This window comes from Shewanella sp. 8A (genome assembly GCF_023475945.1).
Lineage (GTDB): Bacteria > Pseudomonadota > Gammaproteobacteria > Enterobacterales > Shewanellaceae > Shewanella > Shewanella xiamenensis.
In genome coordinates, this window is the sequence record NZ_JAMDJP010000015.1 from 12382 (window position 1) to 29375 (window position 16994).

18 protein-coding genes are annotated in these 16994 nt (G+C 44.8%); 10 read left to right on the forward strand and 8 right to left on the reverse strand.

Annotated features, from left to right (window positions below; translation table 11 throughout):
* Positions 1–23 precede the first annotated feature (23 nt).
* Together M0413_RS12875 and M0413_RS12880 are read left to right on the forward strand one after the other, a co-directional pair.
* On the forward strand, positions 24–320 hold the full coding sequence (locus M0413_RS12875; protein WP_198783622.1) for a DUF134 domain-containing protein: 297 nt from the start codon (positions 24–26) through the stop codon (positions 318–320).
* Positions 317–820, forward strand: a complete 504-nt coding sequence (locus tag M0413_RS12880) for a NifB/NifX family molybdenum-iron cluster-binding protein (RefSeq protein WP_037414203.1) — start codon at positions 317–319, stop codon at positions 818–820. Before M0413_RS12875 ends, M0413_RS12880 begins: the two co-directional genes overlap by 4 nt.
* Positions 821–1320: 500 nt before the next feature.
* Here the strand turns inward: M0413_RS12880 and M0413_RS12885 are convergent, their stop codons facing one another.
* The 6 genes from M0413_RS12885 to M0413_RS12910 form a co-directional block, all read right to left on the reverse strand.
* Positions 1321–2355, reverse strand: a complete 1035-nt coding sequence (locus M0413_RS12885) for a transposase (protein ID WP_203432239.1) — start codon at positions 2353–2355, stop codon at positions 1321–1323.
* A 292-nt stretch (positions 2356–2647) separates the two neighbouring features.
* Positions 2648–3052, reverse strand: coding sequence for a hypothetical protein (locus M0413_RS12890; protein WP_249554488.1), 405 nt, complete (start codon positions 3050–3052; stop codon positions 2648–2650).
* Positions 3046–4401, reverse strand: coding sequence for an RHS repeat domain-containing protein (locus M0413_RS22945; protein ID WP_283771956.1), 1356 nt, complete (start codon positions 4399–4401; stop codon positions 3046–3048). The genes M0413_RS12890 and M0413_RS22945 overlap by 7 nt, the downstream gene beginning before the upstream one ends.
* Before the next feature lie 248 nt (positions 4402–4649).
* Complete coding sequence (locus tag M0413_RS12900; RefSeq protein WP_249554490.1) at positions 4650–5627, reverse strand: transposase; 978 nt, start codon at positions 5625–5627, stop codon at positions 4650–4652.
* Positions 5628–5826: 199 nt separating this feature from the next.
* Positions 5827–6174, reverse strand: coding sequence for a thioredoxin family protein (locus M0413_RS12905; RefSeq protein WP_169548405.1), 348 nt, complete (start codon positions 6172–6174; stop codon positions 5827–5829).
* A 207-nt stretch (positions 6175–6381) separates the two neighbouring features.
* Positions 6382–6993 carry an excalibur calcium-binding domain-containing protein gene (locus M0413_RS12910; RefSeq protein WP_249554491.1) on the reverse strand — a complete coding sequence of 204 codons (612 nt, stop codon included), beginning with the start codon at positions 6991–6993 and terminating at the stop codon, positions 6382–6384.
* Between the two features lie 305 nt (positions 6994–7298).
* Between M0413_RS12910 and M0413_RS12915 the strand changes: the two genes are divergently transcribed.
* Together M0413_RS12915 and M0413_RS12920 are read left to right on the forward strand one after the other, a co-directional pair.
* Positions 7299–7655: a PadR family transcriptional regulator gene (locus M0413_RS12915; RefSeq protein WP_037414271.1), complete on the forward strand. Its 357-nt coding sequence runs from the start codon at positions 7299–7301 to the stop codon at positions 7653–7655.
* Between the two features lies 1 nt (position 7656).
* Complete coding sequence (locus M0413_RS12920; protein WP_037414273.1) at positions 7657–8607, forward strand: HAAS signaling domain-containing protein; 951 nt, start codon at positions 7657–7659, stop codon at positions 8605–8607.
* Positions 8608–8641: 34 nt separating this feature from the next.
* Here the strand turns inward: M0413_RS12920 and M0413_RS12925 are convergent, their stop codons facing one another.
* The gene (locus tag M0413_RS12925; protein ID WP_249554493.1) at positions 8642–9442 is read right to left on the reverse strand and encodes a transporter substrate-binding domain-containing protein; all 801 of its coding nucleotides are present in this window, start codon (positions 9440–9442) and stop codon (positions 8642–8644) included.
* Positions 9443–9897: 455 nt separating this feature from the next.
* Between M0413_RS12925 and M0413_RS12930 the strand changes: the two genes are divergently transcribed.
* The 6 genes from M0413_RS12930 to M0413_RS12955 all read left to right on the forward strand — a co-directional run bounded on the left by M0413_RS12930 (position 9898) and on the right by M0413_RS12955 (position 16252).
* A complete protein-coding gene (locus M0413_RS12930) occupies positions 9898–11979 on the forward strand; it encodes a TonB-dependent receptor (protein WP_249554495.1) in 2082 nt (693 codons plus the stop codon).
* A gap of 262 nt (positions 11980–12241) precedes the next feature.
* Positions 12242–12394 (forward strand): hypothetical protein, encoded by a 153-nt coding sequence (locus tag M0413_RS12935; protein WP_249554497.1) that lies wholly within the window; start codon positions 12242–12244, stop codon positions 12392–12394.
* A gap of 444 nt (positions 12395–12838) precedes the next feature.
* The gene (locus M0413_RS12940; protein ID WP_249554499.1) at positions 12839–13669 is read left to right on the forward strand and encodes a helix-turn-helix transcriptional regulator; all 831 of its coding nucleotides are present in this window, start codon (positions 12839–12841) and stop codon (positions 13667–13669) included.
* Positions 13670–13771: 102 nt separating this feature from the next.
* Complete coding sequence (locus M0413_RS12945; RefSeq protein ID WP_249554501.1) at positions 13772–14476, forward strand: LysE family translocator; 705 nt, start codon at positions 13772–13774, stop codon at positions 14474–14476.
* A 134-nt stretch (positions 14477–14610) separates the two neighbouring features.
* Complete coding sequence (locus M0413_RS12950; RefSeq protein ID WP_249554503.1) at positions 14611–15420, forward strand: hypothetical protein; 810 nt, start codon at positions 14611–14613, stop codon at positions 15418–15420.
* A gap of 97 nt (positions 15421–15517) precedes the next feature.
* Complete coding sequence (locus tag M0413_RS12955) at positions 15518–16252, forward strand: Lcl C-terminal domain-containing protein (RefSeq protein WP_249554545.1); 735 nt, start codon at positions 15518–15520, stop codon at positions 16250–16252.
* A 37-nt stretch (positions 16253–16289) separates the two neighbouring features.
* Here the strand turns inward: M0413_RS12955 and M0413_RS12960 are convergent, their stop codons facing one another.
* A complete protein-coding gene (locus tag M0413_RS12960) occupies positions 16290–16832 on the reverse strand; it encodes a hydrolase (RefSeq protein WP_037414286.1) in 543 nt (180 codons plus the stop codon).
* Between the last annotated feature and the right edge of the window lie 162 nt (positions 16833–16994).

Genomic DNA, 16994 nt, shown 5'->3' on the forward strand with positions numbered 1-16994 from the left:
TTGCCCCTGAGGTGCAATTACAAATGCCCAGACCCAAAAAGTGCCGTCAATTATCGAGTTGTGTGCCCTGTAGTCTGTTTAAACCTAATGGCATACCAGCGGCTAACTTATCCCAAATCCTTTTAGCTGCCGACGAGTTTGAAGCCTTGGAGCTTGGTGATGTGCAGCGCTTAAGCCAGCTTGAGGCCGCAGCGCAAATGGGGATCTCGCGGCAAACCTTTGGTTATCTGCTCGCCAGTGCTCGCCAAAAAGTGGCGACCGCCATTACTCAAGGGCTGGTGCTGAAATTACCGACTCCAAATGATAAGGACCCAGTATGATTATCGCCCTACCGATTAGCCGTGGACGGCTTGCCAGCCATTTTACTAAGGCGCAGCAAGTCCATTTTTATGATGAAAATCATCAGCTTTTACTTTCTATCCCGAACCCCGCCCTTGGCGGCAATTGCCAAGATAAAAAAGCCTTGTTAGATGTCATTCGTGCCCAGCACACCAGCATTGTGGTGGTGCAACATATTGGTGAGCGTATGCTTGGTAAGCTGCTCGATGCAGGGATCAGTGTGAGCCGAGGGGATAATCAATTATCGATTGCCACGCTGCTCGCCCAGAGTAAAGAGGTGAATTTGCGTTTAACCCAAGCATCACAGGGGCGTGCATCCCTAAAACATTTAGCCAAGGGCGGATGCTGTGGTGCTAAAAGAAGTTGTGGCTGCGGCGGTAAGGCAAAGACAACTCAAACCTTGTTGAGCCTGACTCAAGCGCAGCCAAGCTTAACCTTAGCTAAACCCATCGCATACAGTGGTTTTAGATTATCAAAATAGTCATGGCATTATTGTAGGAGCGGAATAAAGTTTGATACTAAACAATCAATTACCCCTGCGAGTACCGTTTAGATTAAACATGACCCAAAATAAAGATTCATACTAATTGCTACTACTCAGTCCGAATCGAGCTACAACCAAGTTTTAAAGTATCATACCCGTTGTAGCTCACTTCGGGACAAAAGCGATTAATCTTTTATCTATTTATGGAGTTTATTGTCATTGTTTCCCCAGTGACTCGCCGCCTCTTTATTTAACATGAAGTATCCCTATAGGCTCGACGGCGACATCTGCGGTACAGGATGTACTAATGCAGCGATCACATGGATGTGAATGAGCTGCCATGTCGCCAACGGTCACTGTAGACCCAATGCCAATTTTAACTACCCATTTGCGATATGTACGTAAAAAGCAAAGGGACAAAAAGCGTGCTATGTTTTGCGCGAAATTACCTCCATTTCGGATAAAAAAATAATCCTAAACGCTGAGTCGTGAGCAACTTAAGGATGTAACGCTTGGCTTGAGGCTTTACCTTTACACCATTTTCCGCTGTTATGCTGCTTTTTAAATGCACACATGCTATCCCATCGACCACTTATGCCACTGTATTGACGACGAAACTCTTTGGCTGATGTGAGCCACGCATCGGGCGCAATACCTAATTCATGGAGCAGCTTAGGTCTCTGGTTATCGATATAGCCTTTCTTATCAAGGCGAATGGCGCGGCCTGTCCAATCAATCAGTTCGAGATAATCGGCAAAATGAAATGGAATGCCCACTTGCTGATTCTGGTGAGCTGCGCCATCGAATTGGACGAGATACTTGTGAAGAATATGAGCTTGATTGGTTGCGGAGTCAGTTTGTGGCGTTGAGATAGCTAATGGGCGCTTGGGTGAATCTAGCGAGTTAATTCGCTCCTGAATCGATGTAAAATCAGAGGATTGCAAAGAATCGGCAATGCCTGCTCTGATTGGATTTAAATCCACATACATCATACAGGCCAGTAGTGCTTGCTCATCTAACAGTGCTTGCGATTTAAAACGACCTTCCCAAAAGGCGCCTTTACACTCATCTTCTCGATTGGCTTTACGGGCAATTTCTTCATTTAAACAACGCATAAACCAAGAAATACTGCTTAATCGTTCATGCCACTCAGTAATTAAGCCATCGAGTAACATGCGTTCACCTTCGATTAAAGCATCACCATTCATATACTTAGTAGCAATTGCATGGCCTTTAGTGATTTGGCACCAACGGCTGATAATGTCTTTTTGCGTTAACGATTTGGCCTTATCGACATCTATTTTAAGCACTAAGTGGTAATGGTTACTCATCACCGCGTAGGCGCAAATATCGATACAAAATATCGTAGACAAGGCTTTGATTTTATCAACAATCCAGCTACGTCGATGCTCGTAACTACGTCCAGAGAGCTTATCCTCACCACACAAAAAAGCCCTTCTGACACAGCGATTTATCACATGATAGAAGGGCGTTGCATTAGCATCAATTAGCTGTCTTCTGGCCGAAGTCATAGCAAACTCCACACAGACAAAATCAGGATAATTTAAAGCCTAGTTGAAGGTGCTGAATAACACAAAAAGATATGGCTGTCCCCGATATCCGATATCCCCGATATTTTGTTATTTTAATAATGATAGATATTTGTCTCTACTTTGGGATAAATTAAATCATTTGCAACTGTAGAGGAGCAAATAATTTCTCCATTTACATTAACCAATGAGAGCTTTGTATTCGTCAACGGTGGTGTATGGGATGGAACCACTACCTCTCCAATAAAATGATCAAATCTAAATGACTTAGATTTCACTCCTTCAACAACCAAAACATTTCATCATTTATTTCATTTAAGCCCAAAATCATGCCATGAAATGTTTTATTTAAAACTTTTCCATAATTTATGATTTCCAAAGTAGTAATTGCCCAATTTTTAGAGTCACTCTGCACCTTAAAAGATACAGAAAGCCTACCATTACTGAGCATTTTACTTAATGGAGAATACTTTTCTTTCACAGATGCAAGACTAATCCCTGAGTAATCCCACTTATAATTTTCATTGAAACTATTATTATCATAATAATCTATTACATTAAAATTTATCAATTCATTATTAAGATATCCTGCACATTCATGTTGTGTACTAGTTATTGTGGCTGATGAACAGCCAGAGATAAAAGCAAAAATAAGCATATAAATGTATATTTTTAGCATCCACATCCTCCTAATTTAAACCAAGCAGAAGACTTTATGTAAGACGCCGTAGCAGCCCGTACAGCATTGGAAGTTGTAATTGAAGCAACGGAATCTTGAACTCCATGAGCCCAAACTGCTGGGTTCAAGTAATTCATTCCATTCCAAGGTTGCATATCTCTATGAGCAGGGGAAAAACTATCTTGCAATGCATGTATTCCTGCCGCCAAGTCATCTTTATTACAACTGGTTAGCCCCTTGCTTATTAATTCGTTATACAGTTCTGTTGTGTCTTGAATAGGTTGATCAACTTTACCGTCTCTCATGTGGTGTGTATAAGAATTTTCAGGCATTTGACTGCCCGGCCTGAAATCAACTCCTGCAACATCACTTCCTAAACTTCCACAACTGCATCCCAACATTCCCATTGCTTCATTTGTCCATCGATTATGAAACCCTGGAACAAATAGCCCTGTAGGGTCAGTTAATGCAATAGAGTTATTTTCTGCATAAGTATAAGTATTAGAGCCCCCCGCCAAACCAATCGGGTCGCTTTGAATATACCTACCCAGTTGAGGATCGTAATACCTAAACATGTTGTAGTATAAACTGGATTCCATATCGAAATATTGTCCAGGGAAGCCTATGTTGAACTCACTAATACTACTGGTTAGTACTGTCCGGTCAAAGGCTTTCAGGTTAGCTTTCCAGACAACAGCTTGACTGGTATTGGTCAGTAACTCTGGCCTACCTAATTGATCATTGTGGACATAATACAGCTGATTGCTTTTGACATAGCCTACAGGCTGACCGCCATAATAAATATACTCTTGGGCACTGTTTGGTTCGGCAAGCAATAATCCTGCTGTAGAATAGACATAACGTTCGGTGCTGCTGCCGTTGGCCTTATAAGCTCGCTGACCAATTGCATTATATCCGTAGCGAGTATCTACCCCATTTTTAGTGAGCTTAATAAGTTGTTCGAATGCATCATAGGTATAAGTATTACCACGGCTACTGTCAGATATAATGTTCCCGTTTGCATCATGGCCAATACTCTTAGCCACACCATTCGGCAGATACTGATTTAGTCGATTACTGATAGATGAGTATTGATAGCTATGATTGAGGTTATTAACGCTGTGAGTCTTACGATTGCCAACGTCATCGTAGGTCATAAATTGATTGTCAGCCGAGCTCGTTACGCTTTCGAGACGATATGCATCATCATATCCTAGTGTTTGGCTATAGCTGGTATTTTGACCATTGGTGATACTGTCAATGTTATTAGCAACATCATATTCAAAATGGAGGTCTTGTTTACCACTCGTATCAATATCTGTTAACCGATAATCCATATCATGTGTCATAGTTCGTGTCAGAAAATAAATCGAGCCACCCATTTTAAATCAACAACATAATGCACTTTCCGTTTACCTACAACTTGTAAAAGTTAATATTGTTCAAAAAAGAACCATCAAAAGTCACAGGGATAGCATCTGAGGTAATAAATTGAGCTAATTCCTTAAAAAATAGTGTATTTCAGACGAGGTAAGTCATCCCATAGTGCTTGGGAAGTTTTAGGCAATGATTGTTGTCGAAGGGATATAAGCAGTTGTCAGTCACTGTAAAAGTGCTGGCAGCTTGCGACAAAGTGCCGTCGTCGCTTTTCTAAGTGTTCGCAGTAATGAGTCAGTTCTTGTAATGTGCCTACTGGACCATGAAATAGCTTACCAAACTCGGTAGTCAATTTGAGCCAATTGTCATGGGGGATATTTAATCTGGTCAGTAACTTACCACTATTTTCACTGATGCTTCCACGTTTATCATTGCGAATGATTCGGCCTGTATCTTCCACCAATTGAAGGTAATCGGTTAAGGAAAACGCAATGCCATTGGGTTGGTTGTCACACTCGTTACCAATAAACGGTAATAGATTACTCGGCTGCTCACCTTTTAATGCGGCCCGAATACGTAGTTGGATACTGGTATGGGCGGATTGTTCTAGTGTATCAGCAAGTTGCGCTCGAATCGGATTCAAATCAACATAGGTCATACAGGCTAATACCGCAGCTTCATCGAGTAGGGCTTGCGATTTAAATCGCCCCTCCCAGAAACGACCTGTACAGTTATCCTCTTGATTTGCTTGCCTTGCTATTGGTTCGTTAAGGCAGCGCATAAACCATGAGATATCACACAAACGACTACGATAAAGGGCGATTGAGTGCTTTAATCGGTTGACCTGATGGGCTTCGACTAACTCACCTTTAGCGAATTTTTGCGTTAACTCATCGCCTTTAAACAACTTATGCCACTGCTCAAGCACTTCGCGGTCAGTCCAACGATTTGCCGTCTCGATATCGACTCGCAACACCAGATGCAGATGATTAGACATCACGGCAAAGGCTGCGATATCAATAGCAAAAACAGCTTCAAGTTCAAACATTAGCGATTCTACCCAACCTCGACGATGGTCATAATTTTTACCCGAGTAACTGTCATCACCACATAAAAATGCCCGCCGCACCACGCGGCTACAGCAATGGTAATAGGGCGTGTCTTCAAGACTTATCTGAGTTCTGCGAGGGCGCGGCATACAAACCTCCTTGTTCAATGCTTAACCAAAGCATAGTCGGAGGTTAGCTACCTCGCTATTAAGGTTGGGTGTCCATGTTTTGTCCTAATGTTTTGTCCTATGTTTTGTCCATGTTTTGGGGGCATAAATATTTTAGAAAAGGCTGTACACCGATGTGTTAGCTGCCTTTTAAGTATGATTCTTTATTATTTGGTGACAGTTATTCTGCATTCAGTAATTTATAGGGGCGGGCAATCGCTCCTTTGAGATCGCCGAGGGAAAACACCTTCGAAAAGCGCGCAAAGCTTTTGCCATAAAATATTGTTTCTACCACGGGCAGACTAAAGACATTGTATCTCGCGGCAAGCTCTAGGTGAGCCTCACAGTCGATATAGACTAACTGCATTTGGGGAAAATCCTCCGCTAGCATAGCGGCGATTTGCGGTTTTAGTACCTGACATACCCCACAACTTGGCGCACCAAATAGCAGTAATACCGCTGGATTTTGCTTTAGTATGGCATCCAGTTGCTCAGGTGTTTCAAGGGTGTGGATAACGGCAGTCGGCATGGACAATCCTATCGAATTTGGGGTTTTACAGGCAGAGTATCACGGAATTAATCCCCATTTTACGGCACTGCTGCCGATAAATGAGCCTACGAAAAATAGACCCACCGTCAGTATGATAATGCCGAATACTATTAGTCCTGCTATTTGTGCTCCGCTGAGCTTATCGATCCAATGCGAAAGCTTATTTATCATTTTTGTTTTACCTCGTTACAACATGGATGAGCTGCACCATTGGCTTTCACAGGGAATACCATCGTCGTCACCATCCATTTGCGTGTTGGGACAATTTTGAATGTAAAAGGTCGCTTCAGCACAGGAGCGCATATGGCTGCAATGCGTTTTACCTGCTTCACAGTGAAATTGAGGTTCGACTGTTCTTGGAGATTGTACTTCGGAATAAGCGGCTGGTTTTTCCTCAATAATAGTCTCTTGCCTTTGCTGAAATGCCTTATAGCCAAATCCCGCTATGGCAACAAGTAATAATATTGAAATCAAACGGTTGAGTGATGTCTGGGGTTTCTTGGTATTGGCGCTTTTGTTGCCTCGATTGACCTGCGGCGTTCGGCTTGCGGCTGTTGATGTGGGGGTTGCTGCCAGTACCGCAACGCCCTCTATTGAAGCGATTACAGCTTTAATTTTGCCGTCATTCTGGATTTCTGTTTGGTATAAAATGCTATCGCCGACTTTCGGTTTTCGCGCCATCTTCTTAAGCACTGAGATATGGATAAACACATCGCGATCACCACTTTTATCGGGCTGAATAAAACCAAATCCCTTTTCATCGTTCCAGCGTACTAAAACGCCTCTCTCCATGAGCATTGATAGTTTCCTTATGAGTTGATTCTGCGCCTAATTGGATTTACTTGCATAAAAGGCTGCCAGCTAAGTTACTCAAGTTACAGCCTTTTGGCAATTTGTATCTGGGTTGCATCGCGATTGATGCACTTTGCTTTGTGCGGGCGATGGCCTCAGTACCTTGTGGTTTATTTGATTTGAAAAACAACTCACCAAACCGTTTTGACTAAATTTTGCGCTAAAAACTTGCCATATTACTGTGTGTCGCATAGTATTTGCTGTGTGCCACATAGTATGTACGGCACAGTGTTAATCAATAGGAATTGATCATGACAAGTTCACAGCTAGTCAAAATGCGACTCGAGTTACGCCGTGGCGTATTAGTGTTGGCGGTATTGGGATTGTTAAAACAACCCCATTATGGTTATTCGCTTCGCAAACAGTTGCAGGACGGCGGTATCGATATCGACGAGGGAACGCTGTATCCCTTAGTGCGCCGTTTAGCCGAGCAGGGATTGTTAGAAAGTGAGTGGCGACAGGCTGAAGGACGCGAACGCCGTTACTATCAATTGTCATCATCGGGGGCTGAGTTACTTAGCCAACTGACCGAGGAATGGCAGCAACTTAATGGGGCTTTAGCATTTTTGCTAGGGCAGGTTACCGATGAGAATACAGAGGAAAACTGATATGGAATTAGTTGACCGTTATATTGCCGCTGTGCAACGGGAATTGCCCGAAGATAAACGTCAGGAAATTAGTCGTGAACTAAAAGCCAATATCTGTGATCAATTGGATGCCCTTGCTGAACAAGGTGAGCTGTCGGAATCACAAATCGCCGCAGTGTTAAAGCAAATGGGACATCCGGCACAGGTCGCTTGGCAATTTGTGCCACCAAGCCCCATAGTGGCTAATGAAGATATCTCTTTGTTTAAGTACACCTTGTATATGGTGCTGGGCGTCTTATTTGTATTGCAGGTGATTGGCGGTGCGACCCAATGGCTTGGTGCGAGTGAAGGGAGTTTATTAGGATTTCTGCTGCATATTGTCCATGGCTTTATCGGTGATGCTTGCTTTGCATTTACCGTAATTGTGTTGTCATTTTGGAGTTTTTCAATTCAGGGAAAATCAATTTCTGCTGGCTGTAATAAAGACTGGCAACCGCAACAACTGCCCAAAGTGGTGCCTTCTTGGCAGCAAATCCGCTTTAGTGATGTGTTTTTCGATCTAGCGACTTATCTTTTTTTACTCTTAGTAATTTGGAATAGTGTCTGGATGAGCGCCGAGCAACTGGCGGCACGTTCAGTTATCTTCAGTGTTAATGCACAGCAATTGCTGCAATGGTTTAGCCCCATTATCTTGCTGTCTATTTTCAATAGTCTTTGGCAACTGCGCCGTCAGGTGTGGACGGCAACATTATTGCTAACGAATATGGGGATGAATCTAGCCTATGCGTTATTGCTTGTTTTTCTGGCGTTTAACTCGCCATTGTTACAGGTTCAAGGATCTGACTTAAATGGTCTTTTTACAGTGGAACAGTTAGATAAATGGTTAAGCCATGTCCTGTTGATTACCGCATTATTCCCCAGTTATGAATGTATCCGTGATCTGTTGAGGTGGCGCAAGTTAATCGCAAGCTAGAGGCTTAAATGGTGGCGTGATTCGTGGTGAGGGATTATTTGTTTTGCTTACTGCTAATACTTGCTTGCGCTTGTTGCTTGTAAAGTTCAAATAAGCCTTGCTGCTTCATTTTTTTGAGTTGTGCAGCGAGGTTTATGGCCAGTTGGCTATGGCGTTCGTTTAAATACCCATAGCTTGTGATTGCCTCTAATGTCGCTATCGGTTTTATTAGGCCGTCTTTAAACTCAGGAGTTTGCTGAAGGAGTTGTGAACTTATTTCTGAATCGATGTAGATATCTATCCGGCCGTGAAGTAATTTTCGAAATGAGTTAATGGGTGAAGATGATTCACTAAGCCGCGTTTCTGGGATAAGCGCTGTAAGGATTTGTTCTACTCGCAATATGCCTCGGTAATATTCAACCTTATAGTCTGCTGTGGTTAGTGATTGCCAATCAGCAAGCTTGATATTCGGATTATTACTAAAGGCGATTAAATGTGTTTCGATAATGGGTTCTTCAACCCTAATCACATGTTGTACTTTATCGCCATAGGTGAACACTCTACCGGGTTCGCCATCGACTTTACCTGACTCCAGCATTTTGCTGGCTCGAATTGCGGGTACGAGTTCATAACTAAATTGATAACCCAGTTGGTCTAAGGCATGGCTGTAAATGAGTTCGGCCCATTTAAAGTAAAAGCTATGCTCAGGATCCTCATAAAACGCCATAGTAAATATGGGCTTATCCGTTACAGTCGCCGCTGTTGGCGAAGGTGTGGTTTCACTCGCTTGGGCGCTTAAGCAAAAGACGATTCCAATTAATATATTGGATATACCCGCAAGGTTCCTAAACGGCATACTCACTCCCTTTAATATTGACTATATAACCTGAACTCGGGGTAACGAGTGTCGAAAAATCTAAACTCAACAAACTAAATCAATGCTATAAATGATTATTTTTAAAAGAAAAATTTTTCTGACTGAATGCGCAGATTTTTGCGCATATCAAGGCGCGCTGTCGTACGCATAGTGAGCTCAGGTTATATAGAGTATAGCCATCCTAATTCACTGGCTTAGCTTTATTCTGCCTTGTTCTTCGAACGGTGAAAAACCTCAATATCGGCAATAAAGTGTGATCTGGTGACGGACAAATTGTCCTTTTGTCAGTAAAAATGTGCGACTCAGCACATAAATTTGACAGATAAATGTCGTTGGCGATTTTTCTCTCACTGGAGTTTGAGCTAGATCCGCTTTTGTGCTGTGAAGACAGTGTTAAATCCGCGTCATCAACTCGTTGACTCGGGAAACACTCAATGAAACTAAAACAACACGTTTTAAAAACACGGCCAGCTAAAGTCTATTTAACTGGCCTATGTTTATTGCCACTTAGCGGCTTATCGGCCACAGCACTTGCTGATGATCTGGATAAAATCGAGCGTTTAGAAGTGCGTGGCAGGCAAATTAACACCTTAGGCCATAGTACTTCGGCGTCAGAAGGGATTGTGGGGGCGGCGGAGATCGAGAGTCGCCCGCTGCTGCGCACGGGGGAGATCCTTGAGTTTGTCCCCGGGATGATAGTCACTCAGCACAGTGGTTCGGGTAAGGCGAATCAGTATTTTCTGCGTGGCTTTAACTTAGACCATGGCACAGATTTTAATACTCGCGTCGAAGGTATGCCGGTCAATATGCGGACTCACGGGCATGGGCAAGGGTATACGGATCTTAACTTTTTAATCCCCGAGCTGTTAGGGGAAATACGTTATGCCAAAGGAGCTTATTATCCTGAAGTGGCAGACTTTTCTGGCGCGGGTGCGGCGCAAATTCTGCTCGCCGATGAACTCGCTTATCGCCAAGTTGGGGTGACCTTAGGGGAATACGGTTATCAACGGCTGGTGGCCACTCAGGATATGAAGACCGAGGTCGGCCGATTTATTTTAGGCACAGAATTACAGGCTTACGATGGTCCTTGGAGTGATATTAAGGAAGATGTCAGCAAGGTCAATGTGGTTGGTCGCTATCTTACCAAGCTTAATGGCGGGGACTTTAGCCTCACTATGATGGCCTACGACAATAGCTGGAATTCGGCGGATCAAATTCCGGCGCGGGCGGTGGAGTCTGGGCTGATTGATTTTTACGGTTCACTCGACACCGATGTGGGCGGTGAGGCCAGTCGTTACAGCATTTCGGCGAATTATGACGCTGGCAACTGGCAGGCCAATGCCTATGCCATTCGCTCGACCATGGATCTGTTTTCAAACTTTACCTACTTCTTAAACGATCCCATCAATGGCGATGAATTTGAGCAGGTCGATGAGCGCACCATTTGGGGCGGCGATATTAAACGCGACTGGCAAATGAGTCTGGCGGGGACACAAATCAATTACAGTCTAGGTGCCGATGTGCGCTACGACGATATTGGTGCCGTGGGTTTATATAACACCAAAGCACGGGAACGCCTCAGCACTGTGAGGCTCGATGAAGTGCAGGAATTCTCCACGGGATTGTTTGGCAAGCTGGAGTGGTTGCCTGCTGACCAATGGCGTTTGAATTTAGGCTTGAGATACGACTATTTCGATGTGCAGGTCGATAGTGATAATCCCCTCAACAGCGGCGATGCTTCCGATGGTATGTTGAGCTTAAAGGCGGGCGCTTCCTACCTAGTAAACGATAATCTGGAACTCTATATGAATGCGGGGCAGGGATTGCATTCTAACGATGCCCGCGGAGCAACCATTAAGGTCGACCCAGTCACGGGCGATCCGGTTGAAAAGGTCGATTTGTTAGTGCGCTCCAATGGTGGCGAGTTTGGGGTCAAATACTATGATCGCGACTTTATTAACTTCTCGGCGGCGCTTTGGTATTTGGAACTCGACTCTGAACTACTCTTCGTTGGCGATGCGGGCAATACCGAACCAAGCCGCGCCTCTGAGCGTTACGGCGCTGAAATCACGGCCTATTATTGGCTTAACGATGATGTGAGCTTAGATATGGAACTGGCCTGGACCCGTGCCCGTTTTACCGAAAATGAACTCGATGAAGGCAAATATGTCGATGGTGCCGTGCCCTTTGTTGGCAGTGCGGGCATTACCTACCGTCCCGATGGCGATGGTTGGTATACCAGTGTCAGGCTGAGATATTTAGGTGAGCGAATTCTCGATAGTTTTGATGAGCATAAAGCTGATGACACCACCTTAGTTAACCTTGCCCTGGGTTATCAGTTATCTGGCTTCGATACTAAGCTTGAGCTATTGAATATATTTGATAGCAAAGACCACGATATCGATTATTTCTACGAGTCTCGTCTAGCGGGTGAGCCAGCTGAAGGCGTGGAAGACTTGCATTATCATCCTGTTGAGCCGCGCATGGTGCGGGTGAGTGTCAGTTATCGTTTCTAACTTGAGTGACCGAGTGACCATTGCTAGCGCCAACCGATACGCTAAGTTTGTTCCGCACCTAGGATAAACTTAGCGTTTCTATTCTGTTTAACATCATCATTTCGACATCTAGCTCAAATAAAATATTTTTAAAATCAAGATAGTTAGTCATGTTAGACATTGAGGTTGTAGGCGCTTTTAAGGGAATACCCTCAAACACTCAATACTAAAATTGGTGATGAATATTAAACGGATCGCTGCCGTTATCTCCTGAAGTTTAATCATGGCATTAGCCACTCCCGTTACCGCTTCTTCTACCAACGAGGTGAATGCCCAATGTGCAACGTTTAAGGCAAGCCACTTAACAGCCCAATACCAAGTGAACAATGCTAATAAGGAGCAACGCTGGCAGATGACACTACTCAGAGTTATTTAAAGGGATAACACCACCTTTGAACAATAGGCTCCCAATGGCGAGTATTTGCATTATTTCTCCGTTGAAAGTGCTCTGTCACTTAGCGCAAGGGTGACTTTCGGGCGTTAAACATCAAGCACGATCGTGAACCCTTATACCATGTGATCTCACTGGTATTGCCCGCTGATATAACTAACATTGACCTAAAACAACTACTTTATTGAACTAACACAATTACTTTGCTTTGTGGTTTAAAGCGTTATCGAACACGGTCACAGTGGCTTCTATAATAGCGAAGGCCATGCCATTGAGGCGTAAGACGGCCATGGCAGTCATTCGCACTCATCCGCCATTTGGCATTTTTTGGGCGGGCGCTGCAATAATTTACTATTCCGACCAAGAGCTCGGCGGCTAAAATGAGTAGTATCTAAAGTTGTGTTTGCCCTGTGAGATTAAGCTTGTCCTATGAGCCGTGTGACTCCTGTTGAAAATATCAATTACTGGCGCCATCCCAGTCTCTCGGGCATTGAACTGAGTCAGGCGGAATTTACCCATTTCAGTTTTGATAAACACGTGCATCTGGATTATCACTTAGGTGTGGTGACTCAAGGGGCACAGCAATTTATCAATAAGGGCTGTCATTATCAGCTAGGACAACATGGGCTATCGACCCTCAATCCCGATGATACCCATGATGGACAAAGCCGCGACGCCGAAGGTTATCGGGTTAAGGTGATGTCGATCCCCGTGGAATATATGAATGGTATCAGCCTAGAGTTAGGGCTGAAGGCACATTTCTTTAATGCGCCGATGGTGGATGATCCCGCGTTATATCAGTACTTTATCCAGTTGCATGATTTGCTTATCCAAGGTCAATGTTCTGAGCTTGCGGCCGAGTCCCATCTGCTGAATTTTATGCAGCTGTTATTAACGCGCCATCCGGCAGGAGTGCTTAAACTTGAGCAGGATAGGGGGCTATCATGGCAGCAGTTAAATCGAATCAAACAGAAAATCCACGATGAACCGTGGCAAAACACTCAGCTTGAAGGTCTAGCCAATGAGGTCAACCTGAGTAAGTTTCAATTTTTAAGGCAGTTTAAACAGGCAACGGGTATGACGCCCCATGCCTACGTTAAGCGGGTGCGATTAGAGTTAGCGAAAAAGTCCTTAACCGATGGCGCACTGGTGGTAGATGTGGCACAGCAGTTAGGCTTTTTCGATCAGAGTCATCTAAATAAGGCGTTTAAGCAGGCTTTTTTACTCTCTCCCGCCCAATTCCAGCGGCGCATGCTTTAATTTGTCTCGGTAAATTAGCGGCGTGCAATTTATTACAATGCAAGCTCTGGCGATTTAGTCATACTGGACTTTCTGTTTTTCTTGTTTTGCGGAGCCGTATTGATGGATGTATCCCTGTTAGTCACCTTAGCCGTTATTCACTGCGTAGCCTTAGTCAGCCCTGGGCCGGATTTTGCCATTATGGTGAAGATTGCCACCTCACAGCCACGAAACACCGCAATCGCCACGGCGGTCGGAATATCGGCGGCGATTTTAGCCCATACCATTTTGAGTTTAACTGGCGTTAGTTTAGTGATTAAAAGCTCCCATAGCTTGTATCTCTTAGTGCAATTGCTGGGCGCTTTGTATTTGGCGTGGATGGGATTTGGCGCACTAAAGGCCGCGGTGACCTTTTTCAGTAAACCCAAAACCGTATTGAACGGTGAGGGCGCCGATTCTTCTGGATTCACAACGACATCGGAAAACAGCGCTGATATGTCAATGGCGGGTGCGGTCGACGCTTTGTCACCTAAACAGGGTTTTATGAGGGGGCTTTATACCAATTTATTGAATCCTAAAGCCTTAGTGTTTTTCATAACCTTATTCTCCGCACTGATCACCCCCAGCGTGACGCCTTTGACTAAAGTCGCTGCCGCGCTGTTGTTATTTGTGTTGTCACTGCTGTGGTTTGGCTTTCTGGCGCTGATGCTCTCAAAAGCCAAGGTACAGCAAAAGCTGCAACGACTGACGCCTATCATCGATGGGGTGATTGGGGTGATCTTTATGTCGGTCGCAGTGGCGATAGTGTCGAGTTTGCTGTTGGCTTAATGAGAACTGAGCGAGGCTGTGATTCGGCTTTTAACACATAGGCTTGGATGGGATTGTTTATGTTTATCCCACCTTAGCTATGCTATCCTTGCCAAGTCTTAATTTGGATGTTTTTGACTTTAAAGGAATAAGCCATGCCTCATGCTCTGTATTCTCGAACATATTCAGCTATTCATCGACTTTCGCGCTTAGGGCTTTTTGCAGGCTTGCTGCTGGGGAGTCTAAGCCTTGCGCCACAGGCTTTGGCCGCACTAGAAGCGGAATATGTGCCGCAGGTGCAAGCTTTGATTGATGCGGCCAAGGCGGATGATCGTCAGGCGATTGCCAAGCAGATTGCTTATCCTCTCAAGCGGGAATATCCGCTCCCCGATATACAAAATCCACAGCAAATGCTGACGAGATTCCAGCAAGTCTTTGATAGCAAGTTGCTGAGTCAAATCGCCCATTCGACCACAGAGAACAACTGGGAGACTATGGGCTGGCGCGGCATTATGCTCGATCACGGCAGTGTTTGGTTGGACTTTGATGGCAAAATCTCGGGCATTAATTATCAAAGCCCAGAGGAAGCCAAATTAAGAGACGAGCTAATCGCGCAGCAAAAATTGATGCTACACGAGAGTGTGCGTGAATTTGCTAGCCCAGTACTCGCGTGGGAAACCGCGCGATTTACCATACGTGTCGATGCCATCGATAATAACCAATACCGTTATGCCGCTTGGGCAAAGGGTAAATCCCTGAGCGAGAAACCTGATTTAGTCCTCAAAAAGGGTCAATTGGTGCGCGAGGGTACTGGCGGTAATCATTCCTTCCAGTTTAAAAGTGGTCCCTATCTTTATGTCTGCGATGTGATAGTGCTCAGCGCCGAAGAGAGTCCAGTGGGTAGACTTTATGTCTACAAAAACGATCAATTGCTGGTACAGGAGCCTGTGATTAAGGCGCTATAGCTTTATTGGTCATTCGCTTAAGGCTATTCCCTGATGCGAATGCCATCGAGGTTGTCTGTAGCTGTCTTTTATCAATACCGGATTTAGGTTTGTTGTGATGATTAATCCCGCCAAAATCGCCGTTTTCGGCACTGCCATAGTGCTGTTGTTTTTACTCACTGAATGTCGCCAAAAAGAGCAAATTCCCCTGTGCGGCCATGTCGAAGGTACGCCAATCGATACCAGCTTTGATGGCGGCCTAGACAATAACGACCGCACTCTGGCATCAACCAACTGCTTAAAAATCAAAGCACTTTACGATAAAAGTGATCGCCAAACTAAATGGTTTAGCAGTTCGCCTTCTATCGCGGTGATGAACGCCTTGGGTTACTTAAAACAAGATGATGCCGACAACAGTGGCGATTCCTATGCGATGACATTTAATGTACAGGAGGAATTTGTGTTTGGCCCAAGCCGAGGAGAATATGCGCAGTTTCGTCAGGACGGTAAGGGCGTTATCTTACCCGGCACCGAAGCGGCCAAGGGCAATGAGGCCAAGGTTGGTGTTAACGGTCAGTTTGACCGCTGGTGCCAAAAATTGGCCTCAATCGAGTTTGCTGGTAAAGACAATTGGCGCAGGCCAACGGAGCAGGAGTTAAATACCCTCTATGGGGATGGCGAGAGTCGCGCAGCCTACCAACGTGCGCAGTGGAGCTCAACAATCTCTTCTTGGTCTAGCACAGTGTATGAGACCGAATTCGAGGTCGGCATTATCTCGGTCGCCTCCAGCGGTTATAGCTTTCGCAGTTATGCCAATAGTGCCAAATTTGCTGTTTGTGTCGCCGCGTTTTGACCCGCTAAAGAGAGCTTGAACAAGCTCTCTTCTCGTCTTATTTAATCAACTTAATCAGCGCTTTAAATCGATCGCCTTGGGCCTCGTGTTGCAGTTCAAATAACAGTGACTCCACATTGGTCAGCGTGGCTCCCTTGGCGGTCATCATTTGAATGCCCAGTTGTTTATTGTCAACGCTGCGGGAAGAAACGGCATCGGCGACGACATGCACTGAGTAGTGCTGATCGAGCAGATCACGGCAAGTCTGGTATACGCAAACATGGGTTTCTATCCCTGCGAGCAACACCTGTTTCCGCCGAGTTTGAGTTAACGCATTAGCAAATTCATCACAATACCAACCACTAAAGTGTTGCTTGGCAATGGGCGAGCCCGTTTTTTCGAGTAAGGTTTTTAACTCTTCAGTGGTCGAGCCTAGTTTGGCGGGTAATTGTTCGAGCCAAAGGATAGGAATTTCAAACAGCTGCGCGCCTTGGATGAGTGTACTCAACTGCTGATGAAGCTTGGCTGAGTTGTCCATAATCTGAGCGAGCTTTCCCTGCACATCGACGATAACGAGTACACATTCTTCGGGTTTTAACATCGGGTATTCCTTCTGCGCGGGTGGAATAAAGGCATCGTTTAGCGATTGCTCTGCTTATTTTGTGAATTGTGTGTTTTTTACACTGTTAGTAAACCCTAATTGAGCAGCCTCACCAATAGGGCAAAAGTCGAATATGCCGTGCACTTAAATTGCTCACTAAAA